Source organism: Mesorhizobium sp. PAMC28654 (assembly GCF_020616515.1).
Taxonomy (GTDB): Bacteria; Pseudomonadota; Alphaproteobacteria; order Rhizobiales; family Rhizobiaceae; genus Mesorhizobium.
This window is the reverse complement of sequence record NZ_CP085135.1, coordinates 1917192-1936593: the sequence shown is the minus strand read 5'-3', so window position 1 is coordinate 1936593 and position 19402 is coordinate 1917192. Positions and strand designations below refer to the sequence as shown.

Here is a 19402-nt window from a genome sequence, read left to right as displayed (position 1 = left end):
CAACTGGCTTTTTGGTAGCCAGACATGATGAATAATCGACTGCCGCCTGCCTGGTCCAAGCACTTACGAACTCAGCCCGCGCCAAGGACCTCGCCTTCGCAAGCCAAACCACCATCGCGCGCCGAGGCAGACGATATGTTGCTGCAGCAGGCGAACGACCTGCAACAGGTCAAGCGGTTTGCCGAGGCTCGGGAACTGTGTTTGCGCGTGCTGGAACGGACGCCCAACCATCCGTTGGCCCTGTACGTCATGGGCACGCTCGCCCTTGGCAGTGACGACGAAATGGCGTTGCGTTATTTCGCGCGGGCGGTCGGCGAAAAACCTCGAAACCCCTATTACCACCTTGGTCTGGGCGAAGCCTATACGCTGCTCGGCGAATATTCGCTCGCGATCAGCCATATGCAATATGCCCTGGAAGTGAAGCCTGATCTGGTGGAAGTGCTTTGCGCGCTAGGGCGCGCTTACGTCCGGTTTGACAAGGCTGAACTGGCTTTGCCGCTTTATGAGAAAGCGCTCGACATCGACCGCGATCATCCCAAGGTTCGCACCGGTCTGGCCGGCGCGCTCACCAGCCTCGGTCGGATGGATGAAGCCAGGGTCTTTCTGAAAGAAGCGATCAAGCGCCGCGTTGCAATGCCGGCTGCCTACAATGATCTTGTCCACACACGGAAATTCACCGAAGAGCCGGACGAACTCGCATCCATCCTGAGGGAACTTGGCGACCCACGGCTTGACCCGAACGGCGCGGAGAGCCTCCATCATGCCGCCGGCAAGGTGCTGAACGATCTTCGGCGCTATGAAGACGCCATGGATCATTTCAAGAAAGCCAATCAAGTGGCGGGCCACAAGTTCGATCTGGAAACCTACCGCCGTTGGGTCGACGCCACGATCCAGGTCTTCAGCCCGGAAATGCTGGCTGCCAGGGCTGGCTATGGGGATCCGTCCGAAGTGCCTGTATTTGTTGTCGGGATGCCCCGCTCGGGCACCACCTTGACGGAGCAGATTTGCGCGAGCCATCCCGATGTTCATGGCGTCGGCGAGCTTGAGAAGCTGCGGCGAACCGCGAATGCGATCGGCATCACAAAACCTTCGGCGCAAGCGTTGCGCCAATCGGTCATGTCGATCACCGCCGACTCGTCCAGGGCGCTGGCCAAGGAGCATCTGTCCTACTTGCGCGAGCGGGCGCCTGCCGCGCTTCGCATCGTCGACAAGATGCCCCACAATTTCATGGTGATCGGCCTTATCGGAATCCTCTTTCCCAACGCGCGCATCATTCACTGCCGCCGCGATGCGATCGACAATTGTGTCTCGTGCTTTACCATGATGTTCCATCAGGCACACAGCTACAATGTTGATCTACGGACGCTCGGGCTTTACTACCGCGAATATGATCGCCTGATGCGGCATTGGCACAAGGTTTTTCCCGGCCGCATTTTCGAAAGTCGCTACGAAACCCTGGTCGCGGACCAGGAGGGGCAATCGCGTCGTCTAATCGATCATCTTGGGTTGCCATGGGATGATGCCTGCCTGCGCTTTTTCGACAGGGATGGTTCAGTCAACACACCCAGCAGATGGCAGGTGAGGCAGCCGATCTATGCATCGTCCGTCAAGCGCTGGAAAAATTATGAGAGCTCGATCCAGCCACTGATCCAGTCTTTGGGTAATCTCGCAGAAATCTGACTTGCATTGGCAATCCTGTAACCGCGGTTGGGCGTTCCCAATCGCGCGGCCTTGTGGATCGGCCCAGCCTGTTGAACCGAGCGCTGGTGTACGCCGCCGACGGCGTCGTGGTTTCAATGAAGTCAAGGTTGGTCGCGTGTCTCGGCGCATCCAGCTTCACCTATGCCGAAGCGACCGGCACGAAAACGCTCCCGGACTGGATCGGCTCGCATGTCCGGATGTTTCGTTTCTTCGGAGGCGTTCCCCGGCTAATCGTTCTCGACGATCTGAAGTCGGGCTTCAGTCGAGTCAGTTTCTACGATCCTGAGGTGACATCCCACTATGCCGTCGGCGTCCAACCGGCACGGCCGTGGCGACCGAAGGACAAGTCCAAAGCCGAGAACGGCGTTCGCTTCGCCCGATCATGCATTCTGGGGCGTCTGCGCAATCAGACCTTCTTCTCGCTTGTTGAAGTCAATGCAGCCATTGGCCAGGCCTCGATCGCATCAACGACCATGCGCCGGCTGGGCGTCAGTCGCCCGCAACTGTTGAAATCGTTGAGCGTGCCGCACTCGCCAGCCTTGCGGGCGAAGTCTACGAATTCGCCGAATGGCGTTTGGCCTGCGTCTTGCCGACGCCATCTTGGCGTTCACAACGCCTATCGCATCGATCTCGCCGGTGAAAGCATGCGAAAACAGCGCCCGCCAATCGCATCCGAAAACAGCGAAGCTTGCCCTCAAGCAAACCCGATCCGAACATCAGCCAGACAAAGGATCAGTCCGAAAAATGCCGGCTTCAAATCGGGCGGCTGGCTTCATCGGAAACGAGCCTTTGACGTAAATCGTGTGCACTTGAGCGCGCCGTTCTGGCGTCGATAGGTGTCGCCCTTGGCCGCCAATATACTCCAGAACAAAGACGATAAGTTCCGGCGCTTGCCGGGGGCGGATGTCGGTAACGACCCGGCGGTAGCCCGCCGGGTTCGGTTTCGATCAGGCGGAGCCTGTTAGAACGAGCGCTGGAAGCGGAGCAGGCCGCCGATGCTGTTGACCTTGTCGGCGTTGACCCAGTTGCGATTGTAGTCGCCGCTGTTAAACTTGCCGTCGTGGTTGTAGTCAACTTCGGCCGTGACCGTGAAGCCGGGAACGATGTTGTAGGCAACGTTCGCCGCGACACCGTAGTTCTTGTCGTCGTCAGCCGACGCCTGGATGTTGAACGAGGTCTTCTCGTTGAACTTGTAGGTGCCGCCACCCCAGACAGCCCAGTTACCGCCCCACTGCTTGTAGAAGTTACGGTCGATGTTCTTGTCGGTGCCGTAACCGGCCATCAAGAACAGCGACAGCGCGCTGGAGACATTCACGTCCACGCGGGCCTTGCCAGTCCACTCTTCAAAGGTGCTGTCATACGCGCCGACAGCGGTGATCGCACCCCAGCCCTGCGTGTATTTCACGCCGCCGACAACGAACGGAACGTAGCTGTCGATCGAATCGCTGCCTGTAGCGCCGAAGTTGCCGTCCGAACCCTGCTGGAAACCGCCGGGCGTAGCGAAAGCACTGCCGGAACCACCTTCCAACGACACCACGGCCGAGAAGCCGTTGCCTGCGTCGAAGTAGTACTGGACAACGTCGGTGTTGAAGCCGCCGTAAGGAACGATCGTATCGTTGATGACGTTGCCAGCGTAGCCGATGAATTCATCGAAGGCCGAGTCGTCGCGGCCGACGCGCAGGCCACCGAGCTGGATCCAGGCGAAGTTCAGGCTGACACCCGAGTCGCCAAGAGGATTGCCGCCGTATTCTGTGCCGTAACCGTTGCTATTGCCAAAATTGAAGCGGGTCTGCGTGTAGGTCTTCAAGGTGCCAAGCTCGGTCTCTTGGCCGGTATAGGTCTGAAGCGTGAAGCGGACGTGCTTCCAATACGTGCCCTGGTCGTTGGCCACGCCATTGTGGGTATCGCGCTGATCGAAGGTCTTCGCGCCGTCAAACGAGCCGACGTCGCCGGCACCCACTTCGTAGCGGATGTATCCGCCGATGCGCAGGCAGGTTTCGGTGCCGGGGATGTAGAAGTAGCCAGCGCCGTAGACGTCGCAGATCTTGACGTATTCAGCGGGTTCCGGCTCGGCGACGACGACGGCGTCGGCGGCGCGCGCACCGGATACTGCGATCAGGGCCGCAGCGGAGCCGAGGAGAAGGCTCTTAATGTTCATTTTCTGACCTCCAGTCAAAAGTTAAAAAACGGGTCTGGGTATTCTTTGCTGAAGGACAGCGTTCCCTGCCCCATCCCCACTACCGAAAAAGATGCGCACCGCGCCGCTTCCTCGAGACCGACATTACTCATGCGACGGCGGCGTTCAACAACGATCGTGCAGGCGGAAGGGCCGGACGGCTGCTATCGGCGAGCGTTGTTGCACAAATGACACGATTTGGCCTCACTCAGAAAGCTCTTGTTAACCATCAGGTCCCTTGCGGCCCTTACAGTGTGGCCGAATCCGGCGATTCCCACCGAAGCGGCCGGCATGGCTCGAGTCGTTAGCCAGGGAATTGCCGCAGAATCGCCGCATCGTGGAACGCAGTGGTTCGGCAGCGCATTTTTTTCCGAGATAATCCGAGATAATGGCTGGGGCTTGTTGATTGTGCCGGCGCTTTTCTTTATCCAGCGGCGCAACGGAGAGGTGGCCGAGTGGTCGAAGGCGCTCCCCTGCTAAGGGAGTAGAGGTCAAAAGCTTCTCGTGGGTTCGAATCCCATCCTCTCCGCCACTTTTGCCCAGCAACAGCGCGCCGGCTAGAAATTTCCCAGTAATAACAAACTGATAGGCAGAATCGCGGCACTTCCTGGGGCGTCGCGTCGTCGTCAAAAGCCGCGAATCCGTTCGATTCTGACTGGAGGTCAGAAAATGAACATCAAGAGCCTTCTCCTCGGCTCCGCTGCGGCCCTGATCGCAGTATCCGGTGCGCGCGCCGCCGACGCCGTCGTCGTCGCCGAGCCGGAACCCGCTGAATACGTCAAGATCTGCGACGTCTACGGCGCTGGCTACTTCTACATCCCCGGCACCGAAACCTGCCTGCGCATCGGCGGCTATGTCCGTTACGAAATCGCGGGTGGCGACATCGGCTCGCTTGACGGCGCGCGCACCGAGGACCGTTTAAACGGCAAGGAGCAGGGCACATGGTTCAAAAACGCCCGCTTCGCTCTTAAGACCTGGACCAATCAGGAAACTGAGCTCGGCACGTTGAAGACCTACACCGAAACCCGCATCAATTTCGGTAACCAGAACAATGACCATCACCACACAAATGATAACAGCGACAGCGACGACAACTATGCCTATAACAAGGGCATCTCGCTGAATTTCGCCTGGATTCAGCTCGGTGGTCTTCGTGTCGGTAAAGACGAATCGGCCTTCAATACATTCATCGGCTACGCCGGCAATGTCATCAACGATACGCTGGTTCCTTATGGTGGCTTCGACACCAACGTCGTCCAGTACTATTTCGACGCAGGCAATGGCCTCTCGGCGGTAGTTTCGCTTGAAGAAGGTTCGGGCGAGGGTACTTCGATCGACAGCTATGTTCCGTTTGTTGTCGGTGGCGTGAAGTATACGCAGGGCTGGGGCTCGATCGCTGCGGTCGCTGCTTATGATAGCACGTGGGAAGAATATTCCGGCAAGATTCGCTTGGACGTGAATGCTACCAGCCAGCTGTCCTTGTTTGCGATGGTCGGTTATGGCTCCGACACAAACATCGACCGCAGCTTCTACAAGTTGTGGGGCGGAAACTGGGCAATTTGGGGTGGTGCAACCTACAAGTTTAACGAGAAGGCCTCGTTCAATGCTCAGGTTTCGTATGATGAAGATAAGAACCTCGGCGTCGCGGCTAACATTGCTTACGACATAGTTCCTGGCTTCACGGTCACGGCCGAAGTTGACTATGTCAACGCAGGCAGCTTCCCGGCTTCCAACTGGACCAGTTCCAGCGAAAAGAGCAGCATCGGCGGCATCCTCCGCTTCCAGCGCTCTTTCTAAGGGCTGGGCTCTTAGGTGAAATCCAGCCCGGGCGCTTCAACGCTCGGGCTGTTTTGTTTTCGCGATGCGATCAAGGCAAACACAAGGATCGGGGGTAGACGGTAGCTGAACAGGTCCGCGGGACGGTTTCGTGGGATCCGCCATCTGGTGGATGAAATCACAATCGCGTGATCAAAGCTCTTGAAAGGACGTCTCCAAGCGGTTAGGGCAGACCTATCCACTCGGGGGTGTGGCTATAAATGTCAAACGAAGCGATTCAAGAGGCGCAGGCCTCTGATCATTTTTCGATGTTTTCTTCTCAATCAGCAAATATAAAATATAGTTATAACACTATAAGAGAAGTAAAATCGTTCACGGTCGGAGACCTTTTTTCAGCATATCGGGATATATTGTGGGACGACGGGCGACATAAGTACAATGTCAGCTCTTTCGTTGGCGAAATTGGCGAGATTCTCCTTGGGGAGCGTTTCAGCGCCTTTGACCAGAGTACCTTGGATAACCTTATCGGCACCTTGCGCCAGCGCGGCAACAGCAACGCAACCATCAATCGAAAGATGGCGGCTCTCAGCAAACTGCTGCGCAAGGCTTACAAGATGGGGGATATACACAGTCTGCCTGAGTTCCGCCGACAGAAAGAGCGGGCAGGGCGGATTCGCTTTCTTGAGAAGGACGAGGAGGCCCGGCTTTTCGCCGCCGTAAAGAGCCGCAGCGAAGATGCCTACCGGCTGTCTGTGTTTCTCGTCGATACCGGTTGCCGCCTCGGCGAGGCGCTCGGTCTCATCTGGAACGATATCCAGGAGCATCGCGTCAGCTTCTGGATCACCAAGTCCGGCCGCAGCCGCACCATTCCGATGACCGCCAGGGTCAAGGACGTGATCAAGCTGCCGCCCACCGAGGGTCGCCGTCCCAAGGGTCCCTTCACCAAACTCAGCCAGGCGCAGTTTCGCGCCATCTGGAACGATGCGAAGGCGGAAGTCGGCCTTGGCGCCGACGATCAGGTGGTGCCGCACATCCTACGCCACACATGCGCGTCGCGTCTTGTCCAGGGTGGCATCGACATCAGGCGCGTGCAGATGTGGCTTGGCCACCAGACACTGTCGATGACCATGCGTTACGCTCACTTGGCCACGAACGACCTCGATGGCTGTGTCGTTGTCCTGGAAACCCCCCGCGCTAAGGTGACTGACAGTGACGTGGAGCGCACTCTGCCTCCTTCGGCTGCAACAGCCCAGGAAACAAAGAGCGGGTCGGTGGAGGAGAAGCCTTCACCCAAGGCGGCTCGGAAAAGTTCAAAAGCCAGGTAGATTTGCCGTTAAGTGCAAGAGCCGGGGATCAGGATTGAACCTGGGCTTTTGTCTTGGCTATCTTGGTGTCTCGGCCTGATCAAGAAATGCCGCGATTGCGCCGGGTAGACCGCTGGTTTCGAGGAAAGGGGCGTGCCCCTGTTCCTCGACCGTGATCGTCTTCATGGCTGGGTGACGCCTGCCCATTTCCTCAAGCGTTTCGACGGACAGCAGTCTTGAGTTGGCGCCACGTATGGCGAGCAGGGGCACGGCCGCCAGTGCCTCGAACTGCGGCCATAGTGCCGGCAACGGCTGCGTGAGATCGAGGCTTGCCAGCGTCTCAACCAGCTTCGGGTCGAAATCCGGCATCAGTCCTTGGTCCGTCTGGCGATTGAGTGCCCACGCCATCCGCTCCCAATCGGCATCGACAAGAGCCGGAAAATCCCCGCCATGCACACTGCGCTGGGCGTTCACGGCCTCGACAAGGGTTTTCGGCTTTGGTGAAGGATCGAGATAGGAGCGGATATGGGCGAGCCCCCCGGTGTCGAGCACCGGGCCGATGTCGTTGAGAACGACGGCTTTCAGCACCTCTGGCCGCATCGCTGCGAGCACATGGATGATCAATCCGCCGCGTGACGTGCCAATGAACGCTGCTTCCTCGATGCCAAGTGCCGCCAGCCCCGCAAGGATGTCGCTGGCCTCGACACCGACATTGTAGTTCTTGACGTCGGGGTCGTAAGCCGATTGCCCACGCCCGCGATAGTCGAAGGCAACCACCTTGCGCGGAACCACGGCGCGCGCCGAAAGATGGAGCGCCAGTTCATGAAAATCGCGGGCGTTGCGCGTCAAGCCGGGCAGGCAAACGACAGGCCAGGGAGCGGAATTCGTTTCGCCGTAAATGCGAGCATGGAGCTTCAGCCCATCGGGCGCAGCGTAGAAGAAGTCGTAGAAACCTTCGTCGCTCGCCATCAGATTACCGTCCCTCGCTGGATTGACTCGGACAACTAACGGGTGAGGGCAGGAATCGTCAAATCAACGAGGCTCTGCCTTCTCCCCCTGTGGGGCCCGAAGGGCGGGCGAGGCCCGTGACTCGCCCAGGGCGGTGGATCGGCGCGATGGCGCCGAGACGGATGAGAGGTGCTGGAAGAAATGATGCGTCTACGACTTCGAACCTGTTGCCAAGCTGGAACACCCCTCATCCGACCGAGCTTCGCTCGGCCACCTTTTCCACAAGGGGAGAAGGGAAGGAAGCCTCAAGTCCGGCCGTTCACGAGGTCGCCGACGATGTCGTATTTGCCGGAAATACGCATCTTGTAGACTTCGTAGTTCTCCATGACGCGCTGCACGTAACTTCTTGTTTCCGTGTAGGGAATCCGCTCGATCCAGTCAACGACTGCATCCACGTCCTTGCCGCGCGGGTCGCCGTATTTCGTCAACCATTGCGCAGCCCGGTTGGGGCCTGCATTATAGCCGGCAAAGGTCAGCACATAGGAGCCGTTGAAGCGGTCGAGCTGCTCGCCGAGGAAGGCGGCACCCAACGTCGCATTGTAGCCGGGATCGCTCGTCAGCCGTGTCTGTGAAAACTGCAATCCGGCCTTTTTCGCCAATTGCTTGGCGGTTCCCGGCATAAGCTGCAACAGCCCGCGCGCACCGGCGCTTGAGACTGCGCCCACATTGAATTCGCTTTCCTGGCGAGCGATCGCGTAGGCCAGTGCCTTGCCTGAACCGGAAATATCGGCCGAATCGGGAATGACTCCCAGCGGATGCGAAAGCGCGCCGACGTCGATGCCGCGAGCCCCAGCGATCTTGCCGACTTTCAGCGCCATGAAATGATTGCCCTGCTTTTCCGCCAGGACAGCAAGCAGCGCCAGTTCACCAGGGCTGGTCAACTGGCCGGCAAGGTCGCGGTAAAGTGTTTCGGCATAGCGGTCATAGCCCGCCTCCTGCAGCCGCTTGATGGCGCTGACCGCCTCGCGGTTGGCGAAATTCCCCCGATCGGCCGCACTTGGCTGCGGATAGACGATGTTGAGGGCCCGCCGGCCAACACGCTCGGCGGCGAGCTGGCCATAGAATGTCGTGCCGTAGGTGGCCGCGCGGCCGAAATAATCAGCGGCATTGCCGGGGCCGCCAACTTCGGCGGCACGGCCGAGCCAATAGTAGGCGCGCGACAGCGACATCGGCCCCTGGGCCAGATCGGCGACGCGGGCAAAATGCGTTGCGGCAAGCTTGGCGTCATTCAGGCCGCGAAGCGCGTACCAGCCGGCATGGAATTCGGCGTCCACGGCATTGCTGGCACTTTCCGCGGCATGGGCCGCGACGATCCTGTAGGCGGTCTTCATGTCGCCCTGGTCGACCAGTTCGCGCGACAGCACGCGACGCTCGACCCACCAGGCGTTAGGGTCGACAAGGGCATCCCGGTCGGTCGGCGCCTTCATCACCATCGCCGCCGCATCGGCAAACTTCTCTTGCTTGCGCAGATACTCCGCCTGCGCGAAGAAATAGCCGGCCGAACGTTGCGCCATCGGCACCGCATTCAGCAATCTGGGCGCGTTCTTGTCGCCTCTGTCCGCTGCCGCCCAGGCGTTGGCAAGCTGCTCGGCGCCCGCAAGTGCCGCGACCCGTTGCGCGGAACCTGGCCGATCGGCATAGAACATGCGCTCCATGCGGAAGCGATGATCGGCAGCCGGAATGAGCGTTCCGAATTCGCGAATGAGCGCGGCCTCGTCGTTGGCCTCCAGCATCGCCGTGCGCCAGAAAGGCGACAATACCGAGCGCGCCGCCTTGGTATTGCCAACCGACACATAGGCACGGGCAAGAACCATCACGCCTTCGAATGTCTGCGGCTGGCTGCCGTTGAACGCCTGAAGCACGGCCTGTGAAGCGGGGTTCTCGCGATAGAGCGCGCGTTCGCTGTTCTTGCGCAGGGCGATCGTGCCCGGCCAGTCCGGCAGCATCTGTGCCGCCGCGGCAATGTCGCTGCTCGGCACCTTGTCGCCACCATAGAGCGCAATCGCCCAGGCGAGGATGTGATGATCGAGCGAATTGGCAGACAAACCGTCGCGTATCGCGCGGGCTCCGGGAATGTCGTTTGCCGCCAGGGCGTCGAGGCCGCTCTTCAACGCGGCCACACTCTGCGACGGCGAGGGGCCTTTGTCCGGCAGGACTGTATCCTGCAAGGCCGGCATCGGGATGGCCGATGTCACCTGCCCATCAACGCTGCCGCCCAACGCCAAGCCAGGCGTCAGCGCGACAAGAGCGCCAATCAACGCAAATGAATAGGGCCGACCGATCGGCATTGTCCGTCCTTATAAATCGTCAGCAGGCACATGAATCTAAGAGCCTAGATGTAGGTCATGAAGAGCCCGTAAACAAAAGGTTATCGAGGCCGTTCGAATTGCGCTTGCTGGCACCATGGCAATGCTTGCCGCGCAACAGTGTCAAGACTATGGTGCGCCGCTTCGCTTTCGGCTAGAAGGCGCTCGACAAAACACCGATGCACGTCGCCCAAAAGTGAGTACCGGTTTTGGGACAACGACATGCACAAACAAAGAAGTCCCAAGGAGTTGGACGATATGCTGAGAGGCTCGCTTACCGCGCTCGTGACACCGTTCGAAAAGAGCGGCCGTTTCGACGAGAAAGCCTTTCGCGCGTTCGTCGCCTGGCAGCTTGACGAAGGCACGAAGGGGCTGGTTCCCGTCGGCACCACCGGCGAGTCGCCGACGCTTTCGCATGACGAGCACCGCCACGTGGTCAAGGTGTGCATAGAGGTGGCCAAGGGCCGCGCCCCGGTCGTTGCCGGTGCTGGCTCCAACAACACCGAAGAGGCGATTGGCCTGGTGCAATATGCCGAGAAGGCGGGCGCCGACGCCGCGCTGGTGGTCACCCCCTATTACAACAGGCCGACGCAACGCGGCCTCTACGCGCATTTCGCGGCGGTCGCCAAGGCGACCAGCCTGCCGATCATCATCTACAACATCCCGCCGCGCTCGGTCATCGACATGATGCCGGAGACGATGGGCCAACTGGTGCACGACTTCAAGAACATCATCGGCGTCAAGGATGCCACCGGCAAGGTCGAGCGGGTTTCAGAGCAGCGCGCCACCTGCGGCAAGGGCTTCATCCAGCTTTCCGGCGAAGATGCCTCGGCGCTCGGCTTCAATGCGCATGGCGGTGTCGGCTGCATCTCGGTGACATCGAACGTCGCGCCGCGGCTGTGCGCCGAATTCCAGGAGGCGACGCTCTCCGGCGACAGCGCCAAGGCACTGGAATTGCAGGATCGTTTGTTGCCGCTGCACAAGGCCATCTTCATCGAGCCCGGCGTCTCCGGCGCGAAATATGCGCTGTCGAGGCTCGGCAAGGTCGAGAATGTGCTTCGCTCGCCGCTGATGACGGTCGAACAGTCGACCGCCGACAAGATCGATGCGGCGATGAAGCACGCCGGCTTGATAAATTAGGGATGAGGCGCCACCTCTCCGCATCATGAACCAAGTCAGAAAAGCCGATCCCAACAACAAGACCGTTGCTGAGAACCGCAAGGCGCGGTTTTCCTATGAGGTGCTCGACACGATCGAGGCCGGCCTGGTGCTGACCGGCACCGAGGTGAAGTCGTTGCGCCAGGGGCAGGCCAACATCCAGGACTCCTACGCCTCGGTCGAGGGCGGCGAGATCTGGCTGATCAATTCCTATCTGCCGGAATATCTGCAGGCCAACCGCTTCAACCACGAGCCGCGTCGTCGCCGCAAGCTCCTGCTCAACAAGCGCGAGATGGCCAAGCTGTCGCAGAGCGTCGACCGCGAAGGCATGACGATGGTGCCGTTGAAGATTTACTTCAACGACCAGGGCAGGGCCAAGCTGTTGCTAGCCGTCGGGCGCGGCAAGAAGCTGCACGACAAGCGCGAGAGCGAAAAGCAGCGTGACTGGTCGCGCGAGAAGGGCCGGCTGCTGAAGGACCGAGGCTAGGCAGTGCTGTTCGCTAGAAGACCAGCCCATGCGCTATTGCCTGTTTCAGTCCATTCCTCGAGAGATGCCGGTGTTTCGGCGGCATCGCCCTATCGCTGGCTCCCTGGCAGGGTTCGAATCTAACTCTGCAGAAATGCCTTTATCTTACTGAAAACGCTAACGAACATTTCTTCGGTCAGCACGCCGGTATTGGTGTTGTAGCGCGAGCAGTGGTAGCTGGAAAAAAGCGTAATGCTGCCGGCTTCCAGGTGCCCGCCATGCTTGAACGGATAGGCGGCGACACGCTGGCCAAGTGCTCGCACGGTCGATTGATGGGCGATCGAGCCCAGTGCCAGCACGGCGCGCAGATTGGGGAATCGCGAGATCGTCGGCACCAGAAAGGTCCGGCATGTGGAGATCTCCGCGCCGACCGGCTTGTTCTCGGGTGGCACGCAGCGCACCGCATTGGTGATCGCGGTGCCGGCAAGCTGCAGCCCGTCATCCGGTCGCGCCTTGAATTCGCCGCGTGCAAAACCGTGTGCGATCAGCGTTTTATAGAGCAGATCGCCGGCATAGTCGCCGGTGAAGGGACGCCCGGTGCGGTTCGCCCCGCGTACGCCAGGCGCCAGCCCGATGATGAGCAACCGAACGGAATCCTCGCCCTCGGGGGGCAGGAAGGTCGGCACTGGACCGTTGAACCAGGACGGCTCACGCTCCCGCCACTCGGCAATGAAGTCGTGGAGGCGCGGGCAGAGCGGACAGTTGCGATCGGGCTCGGGCGAACCTGACAGGGGAACTAGCAAAGCCGGCACCCTCAGTAGTCGTCCTCTTCGACTTCCGCCGGTTCAGGCCGGCGCACGGGGCGCTCGGACGGATCGCGGCCGACTTCGTTCTTCAGCGTCACAAGGTCAATGAAATGATCGGCCTGCCGACGCAAATCGTCCGAGATCATCGGTGGCTGCGAGGCCATGGTGGATACGATCGAGACCTTGCGTCCACGCCGCTGCAGTGCTTCGACCAGCGTGCGGAAGTCGCCATCGCCGGAGAATATGACATAGTGGTCGACGACATCGGCAAGCTCCAGCGCATCGACGGTGAGTTCGATGTCCATGTTGCCCTTGATTTTCCTGCGGCCGGTCGAGTCGGTGAATTCCTTGGCCGGCTTGGTGACGACCTTGAAGCCGTTGTAATCGAGCCAGTCGATGAGTGGACGGATCGAGGAGTATTCCTGGTCTTCGACCAGCGCCGTGTAATAGTACGCGCGCAACATATATCCCCGCTTCTGGAAGCTCGACAAAAGCTTGCGATAGTCGATGTCGAAGCCCAGTGCGCGTGATGTGGCGTAGAGATTGGCGCCGTCGATGAAAAGGGCGATTTTTTCACGAGGATCGAACATGGAAAATATCCCTTTTTCAGAAATAAGCTGACTTCTTTAAAAACGCCGCGACTACCAACCGGGTTTCGTAAAAAATTGCCCAGCCGTCTATCGTTTCGAAATAACGCCACTTCGGTGGCATTCCAAGGGCGTGTGGCCCATTGCAAGTAATTGTGATCTGCGCGAGATCGGACGTGCGGAGCACTCGCCTGCGGGGCAGCGGCGGTGGCGTTGCCATGATGCTTGTATTTTCGTGGCGTTCAGGTTAAGGACCGCGCCTGTTTTCCATCAAATCCATCGCATGAAAGGGGCAGCCCATGGCCCGCGTAACCGTTGAAGACTGCATCGACAAGGTCGATAACCGCTTCGAACTGGTGCTTTTGGCAGGTCACCGTGCCCGTCAGATCAGCCAGGGCGCGCCGATCACCGTTCCTCGCGACAATGACAAGAACCCAGTTGTGGCGCTGCGCGAGATCGCTGACGAGACGTTGTCGCCCGACGACCTCAAGGAAGACCTGATCCACTCGTTGCAGAAGCATGTCGAAGTCGACGAGCCAGAAGCCGACGGTGAGGCGATCGCCGACCAGACCGGTGGCGCTGTCGTGGCGACCGACGCCGATGACGCCGAGGAGAATGTCACCTTCGACCGCATGACCGAAGAAGACCTGCTGGCCGGCATCGAAGGTCTCGTGCCGCCGGAAAAAAGCGACGACTATTGATCTTCGCAATGGCTGCCGACACTTTCGCGTCGGCGGTTTCGTGGCTATCTATGACAGGCGTCGCATACCCGTGCGGCGCATGATTCATTTCACCGCCGCGAGAGTACGCCCATGATGCGTCAGTATGAGCTTGTCGAGCGCGTCCAGCGCTACAAGCCCGACGTCAACGAGGCGCTGCTCAACAAGGCCTATGTCTACGCCATGCAGAAGCATGGCCACCAGAAGCGCGCGTCGGGCGATCCCTATTTCTCGCATCCGCTCGAAGTCGCCGCCATCCTCACCGAAATGCATATGGACGAGGCGACGATCGCGGTTGCCTTGCTGCACGACACGATCGAGGACACGACCGCGACGCGGGCCGAGATCGACGAATTGTTCGGCCCGGAAATGGGCAAGCTGGTCGAGGGCCTGACCAAGCTCAAGAAGCTCGACCTGGTCTCCAAGAAGGCCGAGCAGGCGGAAAACCTGCGCAAGCTTTTGCTGGCGATTTCGGAAGACGTCCGTGTCCTTCTGGTCAAGCTCGCCGACCGCCTGCACAACATGCGTACCCTCGACCATATGCCCGAGGCCAAGCGCCTGCGCATCGCCGAGGAGACGATGGATATCTATGCGCCGCTCGCCGGGCGCATGGGCATGCAAGGCATGCGCGAGGAGTTGGAGGAGATCGCCTTCCGCTTCATCAATCCGGAAGCCTATCGCGCCGTCACCGCGCGGCTTGCCGAAATCTTCGATCGCAACAAGGATGTGCTGTCCGAGATCGAGAAGGCGCTGTCCGCGCTGTTCGAAAAACATGCGATCAAGGCTGGCGTGAAGAGCCGTCAGAAGAAGCCGTGGTCGGTGTTTCGCAAGATGGAGGCCAAGGCGCTGTCCTTCGAGCAACTGTCCGACATCTTCGGCTTCCGTGTCGTCGTGGATACGGTCGAGGACTGCTACCGCGCGCTTGGCGCCATCCATACGACATGGTCGATGGTGCCCGGTCGCTTCAAGGATTACATCTCGACGCCGAAGCAGAACGACTACCGTTCGATCCACACCACCATCGTCGGGCCGTCGCGCCAGCGCGTCGAGCTGCAGATCCGAACCCGTGAGATGAACAAGATCGCCGAATACGGCGTTGCGGCGCATTCGATCTACAAGGACGGCGGCGGCAAGGTGAATGGCGCCGCAAATGCGATCTCGAAGGAAACCAATGCCTATGCCTGGCTGCGGCGCACCATCGAGCAGCTTGCCGAAGGCGACAATCCGGAGGATTTTCTCGAGAACACCAAGCTGGAACTGTTCCAAGACCAGGTGTTCTGTTTCACGCCCAAGGGCATGCTGATTGCCTTGCCGCGTGGCGCCACGCCCATCGACTTCGCCTATGCCGTTCACACGGATGTCGGCGACACCTGCGTTGGAGCCAAGGTCAACGGCCGCATCATGCCGTTGATGACGGAACTGAAGAACGGCGACGAGGTCGAGATCATCCGTTCCAAGGCGCAAGTGCCGCCGGCCGCGTGGGAATCGGTCGTGGTCACCGGCAAGGCACGCTCGGCGATCCGCCGGGCCACCAAGAATGCCATCCGCAAGCAATATTCAGGCCTCGGCATACGCATCCTCGAGCGCGCCTTCGAGCGGGCTGGCAAGACCTTTACCAAGGAGAGCCTGAAGCAGGTGCTGCACCGGCTGGCGCGCAAGGACATAGAGGACGTGCTGGCCTCGGTCGGCCGTGGCGAGCTCGCCTCCACCGATGTCATGAAGGCTGTATTCCCCGACTACAAGGACGAGCGCGTGACCACGGCTGCACCCAAGCAGCGCGAGGAAGGCTGGTCGAAGATCCGCAATGCCGCCGGCATGCTGTTTCAGATTCCGGGTCGCGCCGCGCGCAAGGACAAGGACCAGCCCCGCGACGGCGCCGTGCCGATCCGTGGCGTGCGCGGCGACCTGCCGGTGCGCTTCGCGCCGGAAGGGGCGGTACCCGGCGACCGCATTGTCGGCATTGTCCAGCCGGGAACCGGCATCACCATCTACCCGATCCAGTCACCGGCCCTGCAGGCCTTTGACGACCAGCCCGAGCGCTGGATCGATGTGCGCTGGGACATTGACGAGCGGACCAAGGAGCGGTTTCCGGCGCGTGTCTCGGTCACCGCCATCAATGCGCCGGGGTCGCTCGCTGATATCGCTCAGGTCGTTGCATCGAACGACGCCAACATCCATACGCTGTCGATGGTGCGTACCGCGCCCGATTTCACAGAGATGCTGATTGATCTCGAAGTCTGGGATCTGAAGCACCTGAATCGGCTGCTGTCGCAGCTCAAGGACAATTCAAGCGTCAGCGATGCGCGACGCGTCAACGGGTGAGGGAAGCATGAAAACCGATGAGGTGCTGGACATTTTCCGCGAGGCCGGTGCGGTTCTCGAGGGGCATTTCATCCTCACGTCAGGTCTGAGAAGCCCCGTCTTCCTGCAGAAGGCCCGGGTCTTCATGCATGCCGACAAGACGGAGAGGCTGTGCAAGGCGCTGGCCGAAAAGATCCGTGCGGCAGTGCCCGGCAAGATCGACTATGTGGTCGGACCGGCGATCGGTGGGTTGATCCCGGCATACGAGACTTCGCGCCATCTCGGCGTGCCCGCGATCTGGGTCGAGCGGGAAGATGGCGAGTTCCGCCTGCGCCGCTTCGAGATCGCGAAGGGCGCGCGCATTGTCATCGTCGAGGACATAGTCACCACCGGCCTGTCGATCCGCGAGACCATCGACTGCCTGCGCGAACTTGGTGCCGAGGTCGTGGCTGCCGCATGCATCATCGATCGCTCGGCCGGCAAGACCCATGTCGGCGTGCCGCTGATCGCGCTCGCCGAGTACGAAGTGCCGGCCTATCCCGCGGACCGGCTGCCGCCTGAACTCGCCGCCATCCCGGCGATCAAGCCTGGCAGCCGCAACATCTGATGGAGGCGTGGACGTGATCGCCGGCATCGACCATTTCGTGCTGACGGTCCGCTCTGTCGAGGCCACCTGCGACTTTTACCAACGGGTACTCGGCTTCGAGCGCGTCGACGCGCCGGGGTGGCCGACGGCTCTGGCTTTCGCCAATCAGAAGATCAATGTGCACGAACTCGGACATACCTTCGAGCCCAAGGCGAACGCGCCGACACCGGGCTCGGGGGACTTCTGCCTGGTGACTGACCGGCCGCTCAGCGAGGTCCAGGACAGGCTGACGAACAACGGTGTCGTGGTCGAGGTCGGGCCGGTCGAGCGCATCGGTGCGCGAGGGCAGATGATGTCAGTCTATTTTCGTGATCCAGACGGCAACCTTGTCGAGGTCAGCCGGTACCGGACGTAGTATCCTGTGCCTTTGCCTGCGACAACAAACCGAAGCGATCTCAAATTCGCCGCGATCGTCCGATCTTGGATAGGCGAACCTTACAAAAAATTATTGCTACGTGCGTGCCGCGCGGGCGGCGTTTAGTTGTTGTTGGGGTTGGGTATGGCTATATCCAATGGTGCGGTAGCCCTTGGTTGGCCGTGGAGCGCAAGATCGGGGTCCGGTTGAAAAAATGACCGGCGCGCGCAGTAAACTGCCGGGAACAGGAACAGATTGCTTTTTCGACGCCGCAAACCTGATGGCCTTCTCGATCGGATCCGCACCTATCTGTGGCCGCGTCGCTCGTTCTCGCGCTCACTCCAGTATTTTTCGAAACGCATTCTGAGGCTGAAGGCCACTCCGCACGCTGTGGCGGCCGGGGTCGCCGCGGGCGTATTCGCCTCGTTCTTCCCTGTGGGTTTTCACTTCGCTATTGCTGCCGTGCTGTGCTGGCTAGTCGCTGGAAACCTGGTGGCGGCAGCACTCGGCGCGGTTTTTTTCGGCAATCCGCTGACGTTTCCGCTGTTGTGGGGAGCCTCCTGGGAAACCGGTAAGCTCCTACTGCACGATCGTCTTCCGCGTCACGGCCCGCCCGCGCATCTCGGAGAGATGATGCATAACCTTTCTTTTTCGCAGTTGTGGGGCCCTGTTCTGAAGCCAATGCTGATCGGCGCGGTGCCACTTGGGCTGGTCTTTGGCCTTTTGTTCTATGGCGTGACGCGTTGGGGGATGACCGCATTCCGCGAACAGAGGCGCAAGCGGATGGCCGAAAAGGCCGGACGGGACACCGACCCGTCTCATCCGGCCGGAAGTGTCGGTTCCATCGCGCGATGATAATCGGCATCGGCAGCGACCTGATCGATATCAGACGCATCGAAAAGTCGCTGGAGCGCCACGGCCAGCGCTTTATCCAGCGCATCTATACGGAGGTCGAGCAAGCCCGTTCCGAAGGGCGCAGGGCTCGGGCCGCATCATATGCCAAGCGCTTCGCGGCCAAGGAGGCTTGCGCCAAGGCGTTGGGCACGGGGCTCGCGCAAGGCGTGTTCTGGCGAGACATGGGCGTCGTCAATCTGCCGGGGGGCAAGCCGACCATGGCGTTGACCGGTGGCGCGATGGCGCGGCTTGAGAAGATGCTGCCGAAGGGGCACGGCGCCGCGATCCACCTCACCATCACGGATGATTTCCCGCTCGCTCAAGCCTTTGTGATCATTGAAGCCCTGCCGGTCGAAGAAGCGCCACATTGATTGCATCTGACGACCGGCATTGACGTTGCCCAGCGCGCGCCGAGACTCTATACCATCCAACGCACAATCGAGGACGACATGAGCGTGGCTGAAAAATCAGAGAAGAAATCCGGCGGACTTGGCGAGACAGTCAGCGTCATCATCCAGGCCCTGCTGCTTGCGCTGGTCATTCGCACGCTTCTGTTCCAACCGTTTTCCATCCCGTCCGGGTCGATGCGGCCAACGCTTCTGGAAGGTGACTACCTGTTTGTCACCAAATGGTCCTATGGCTATTCGCGCTATTCGCTGCCGTTTGGGCCCGATATTTTTTCGGGCCGTATCTGGGGCTCCGAACCGACGCGTGGCGACGTGGTGGTGTTCAAGTTCCCGCCTGATCCGTCCGTCGACTACATCAAGCGCGTTGTCGGTTTGCCCGGTGACAAGATCCAGATGAAGGACGGTCAGCTATTCATCAATGGCGTCGGCGTGCCTCGGGTCAAAACCGGCCAGATCGACAATCCGGATATCACCGAGACGAACCGTCCGGTCGATGTCTATCATGAGACCCTGCCCAACGGCGTCAGCTACGACACGCTCGATCTGACGCCGAACTCGATCGGCGACAACACCCGCGAATTCGATGTGCCGCCCGGCCACTATTTCATGATGGGCGACAACCGCGACAATTCCAGCGACAGCCGCTTCAGTGTCGGCTTCGTTCCCGCGGAAAATCTGGTCGGCCGCGCCAACCTTATTTTCTTCTCGATTGCCGGCAAGGCGAGCCCGCTCGAAATCTGGAAATGGCCGACGCTGATGCGTGCTTCGCGCCTGTTCCATTTTGTAAACTAG

Annotated in this window: 18 protein-coding genes and 1 tRNA gene; 14 read left to right on the top strand and 5 right to left on the bottom strand. The window is 60.1% G+C overall.

Annotated features, from left to right (window positions below; all coding sequences use genetic code 11):
* Nucleotides 1-27: 27 nt before the first annotated feature.
* Nucleotides 28-1680: a tetratricopeptide repeat-containing sulfotransferase family protein gene (locus tag LGH82_RS09890; RefSeq protein WP_227349539.1), complete on the top strand. Its 1653-nt coding sequence runs from the start codon at nucleotides 28-30 to the stop codon at nucleotides 1678-1680.
* 71 nt (nucleotides 1681-1751) lie between these two features.
* Nucleotides 1752-2537 (top strand): hypothetical protein, encoded by a 786-nt coding sequence (locus tag LGH82_RS33605; RefSeq protein ID WP_413771437.1) that lies wholly within the window; start codon nucleotides 1752-1754, stop codon nucleotides 2535-2537.
* A gap of 125 nt (nucleotides 2538-2662) precedes the next feature.
* Here the strand turns inward: LGH82_RS33605 and LGH82_RS09880 are convergent, their stop codons facing one another.
* Nucleotides 2663-3859: a porin gene (locus LGH82_RS09880; protein ID WP_227348318.1), complete on the bottom strand. Its 1197-nt coding sequence runs from the start codon at nucleotides 3857-3859 to the stop codon at nucleotides 2663-2665.
* A 459-nt stretch (nucleotides 3860-4318) separates the two neighbouring features.
* Here LGH82_RS09880 and LGH82_RS09875 point away from each other — a divergent pair.
* The 3 genes from LGH82_RS09875 to LGH82_RS09865 all read left to right on the top strand — a co-directional run bounded on the left by LGH82_RS09875 (nucleotide 4319) and on the right by LGH82_RS09865 (nucleotide 6978).
* Nucleotides 4319-4409, top strand: a tRNA-Ser gene (locus LGH82_RS09875).
* A 137-nt stretch (nucleotides 4410-4546) separates the two neighbouring features.
* Entirely contained in the window at nucleotides 4547-5674 is a 1128-nt protein-coding gene (locus LGH82_RS09870; RefSeq protein WP_227348317.1) for a porin, read from the top strand.
* A 239-nt stretch (nucleotides 5675-5913) separates the two neighbouring features.
* Nucleotides 5914-6978, top strand: a complete 1065-nt coding sequence (locus tag LGH82_RS09865) for a tyrosine-type recombinase/integrase (protein WP_227348316.1) — start codon at nucleotides 5914-5916, stop codon at nucleotides 6976-6978.
* 57 nt (nucleotides 6979-7035) lie between these two features.
* On the opposite strand, the gene LGH82_RS09860 is transcribed toward LGH82_RS09865, so the two are convergent.
* The gene (locus tag LGH82_RS09860; protein WP_227348315.1) at nucleotides 7036-7926 is read right to left on the bottom strand and encodes an alpha/beta fold hydrolase; all 891 of its coding nucleotides are present in this window, start codon (nucleotides 7924-7926) and stop codon (nucleotides 7036-7038) included.
* 284 nt (nucleotides 7927-8210) lie between these two features.
* Nucleotides 8211-10253 carry a lytic transglycosylase domain-containing protein gene (locus LGH82_RS09855; protein ID WP_227348314.1) on the bottom strand — a complete coding sequence of 681 codons (2043 nt, stop codon included), beginning with the start codon at nucleotides 10251-10253 and terminating at the stop codon, nucleotides 8211-8213.
* A 276-nt stretch (nucleotides 10254-10529) separates the two neighbouring features.
* Here LGH82_RS09855 and dapA point away from each other — a divergent pair, with 276 nt between their 5' ends.
* Together dapA and smpB are read left to right on the top strand one after the other, a co-directional pair.
* Nucleotides 10530-11411: a 4-hydroxy-tetrahydrodipicolinate synthase gene (dapA, locus tag LGH82_RS09850; protein ID WP_227349538.1), complete on the top strand. Its 882-nt coding sequence runs from the start codon at nucleotides 10530-10532 to the stop codon at nucleotides 11409-11411.
* A 25-nt stretch (nucleotides 11412-11436) separates the two neighbouring features.
* A complete protein-coding gene (gene smpB / locus LGH82_RS09845) occupies nucleotides 11437-11916 on the top strand; it encodes an SsrA-binding protein SmpB (protein WP_227348313.1) in 480 nt (159 codons plus the stop codon).
* Between the two features lie 119 nt (nucleotides 11917-12035).
* On the opposite strand, the gene LGH82_RS09840 is transcribed toward smpB, so the two are convergent.
* Both LGH82_RS09840 and LGH82_RS09835 read right to left on the bottom strand, forming a co-directional pair.
* Entirely contained in the window at nucleotides 12036-12698 is a 663-nt protein-coding gene (locus LGH82_RS09840; RefSeq protein ID WP_227349537.1) for a uracil-DNA glycosylase, read from the bottom strand.
* Between the two features lie 11 nt (nucleotides 12699-12709).
* Nucleotides 12710-13291, bottom strand: a complete 582-nt coding sequence (locus LGH82_RS09835; RefSeq protein WP_227348312.1) for an NYN domain-containing protein — start codon at nucleotides 13289-13291, stop codon at nucleotides 12710-12712.
* A 296-nt stretch (nucleotides 13292-13587) separates the two neighbouring features.
* On the opposite strand from LGH82_RS09835, the gene rpoZ reads away from it, so the two are divergent.
* The 7 genes from rpoZ to lepB all read left to right on the top strand — a co-directional run bounded on the left by rpoZ (nucleotide 13588) and on the right by lepB (nucleotide 19402).
* Nucleotides 13588-13989, top strand: coding sequence for a DNA-directed RNA polymerase subunit omega (gene rpoZ, locus LGH82_RS09830; RefSeq protein ID WP_227348311.1), 402 nt, complete (start codon nucleotides 13588-13590; stop codon nucleotides 13987-13989).
* Between the two features lie 111 nt (nucleotides 13990-14100).
* Nucleotides 14101-16329 (top strand): RelA/SpoT family protein, encoded by a 2229-nt coding sequence (locus LGH82_RS09825; RefSeq protein ID WP_227348310.1) that lies wholly within the window; start codon nucleotides 14101-14103, stop codon nucleotides 16327-16329.
* Nucleotides 16330-16336: 7 nt separating this feature from the next.
* Complete coding sequence (gene pyrE / locus LGH82_RS09820) at nucleotides 16337-16915, top strand: orotate phosphoribosyltransferase (RefSeq protein WP_227348309.1); 579 nt, start codon at nucleotides 16337-16339, stop codon at nucleotides 16913-16915.
* A 13-nt stretch (nucleotides 16916-16928) separates the two neighbouring features.
* Nucleotides 16929-17309 carry a VOC family protein gene (locus tag LGH82_RS09815; RefSeq protein WP_227349536.1) on the top strand — a complete coding sequence of 127 codons (381 nt, stop codon included), beginning with the start codon at nucleotides 16929-16931 and terminating at the stop codon, nucleotides 17307-17309.
* A 255-nt stretch (nucleotides 17310-17564) separates the two neighbouring features.
* Nucleotides 17565-18164, top strand: a complete 600-nt coding sequence (locus LGH82_RS09810) for a DUF2062 domain-containing protein (protein ID WP_227348308.1) — start codon at nucleotides 17565-17567, stop codon at nucleotides 18162-18164.
* The gene (acpS, locus tag LGH82_RS09805; RefSeq protein WP_227348307.1) at nucleotides 18161-18574 is read left to right on the top strand and encodes a holo-ACP synthase; all 414 of its coding nucleotides are present in this window, start codon (nucleotides 18161-18163) and stop codon (nucleotides 18572-18574) included. The genes LGH82_RS09810 and acpS overlap by 4 nt, the downstream gene beginning before the upstream one ends.
* Nucleotides 18575-18652: 78 nt before the next feature.
* Nucleotides 18653-19402, top strand: a complete 750-nt coding sequence (lepB, locus tag LGH82_RS09800; protein ID WP_227349535.1) for a signal peptidase I — start codon at nucleotides 18653-18655, stop codon at nucleotides 19400-19402.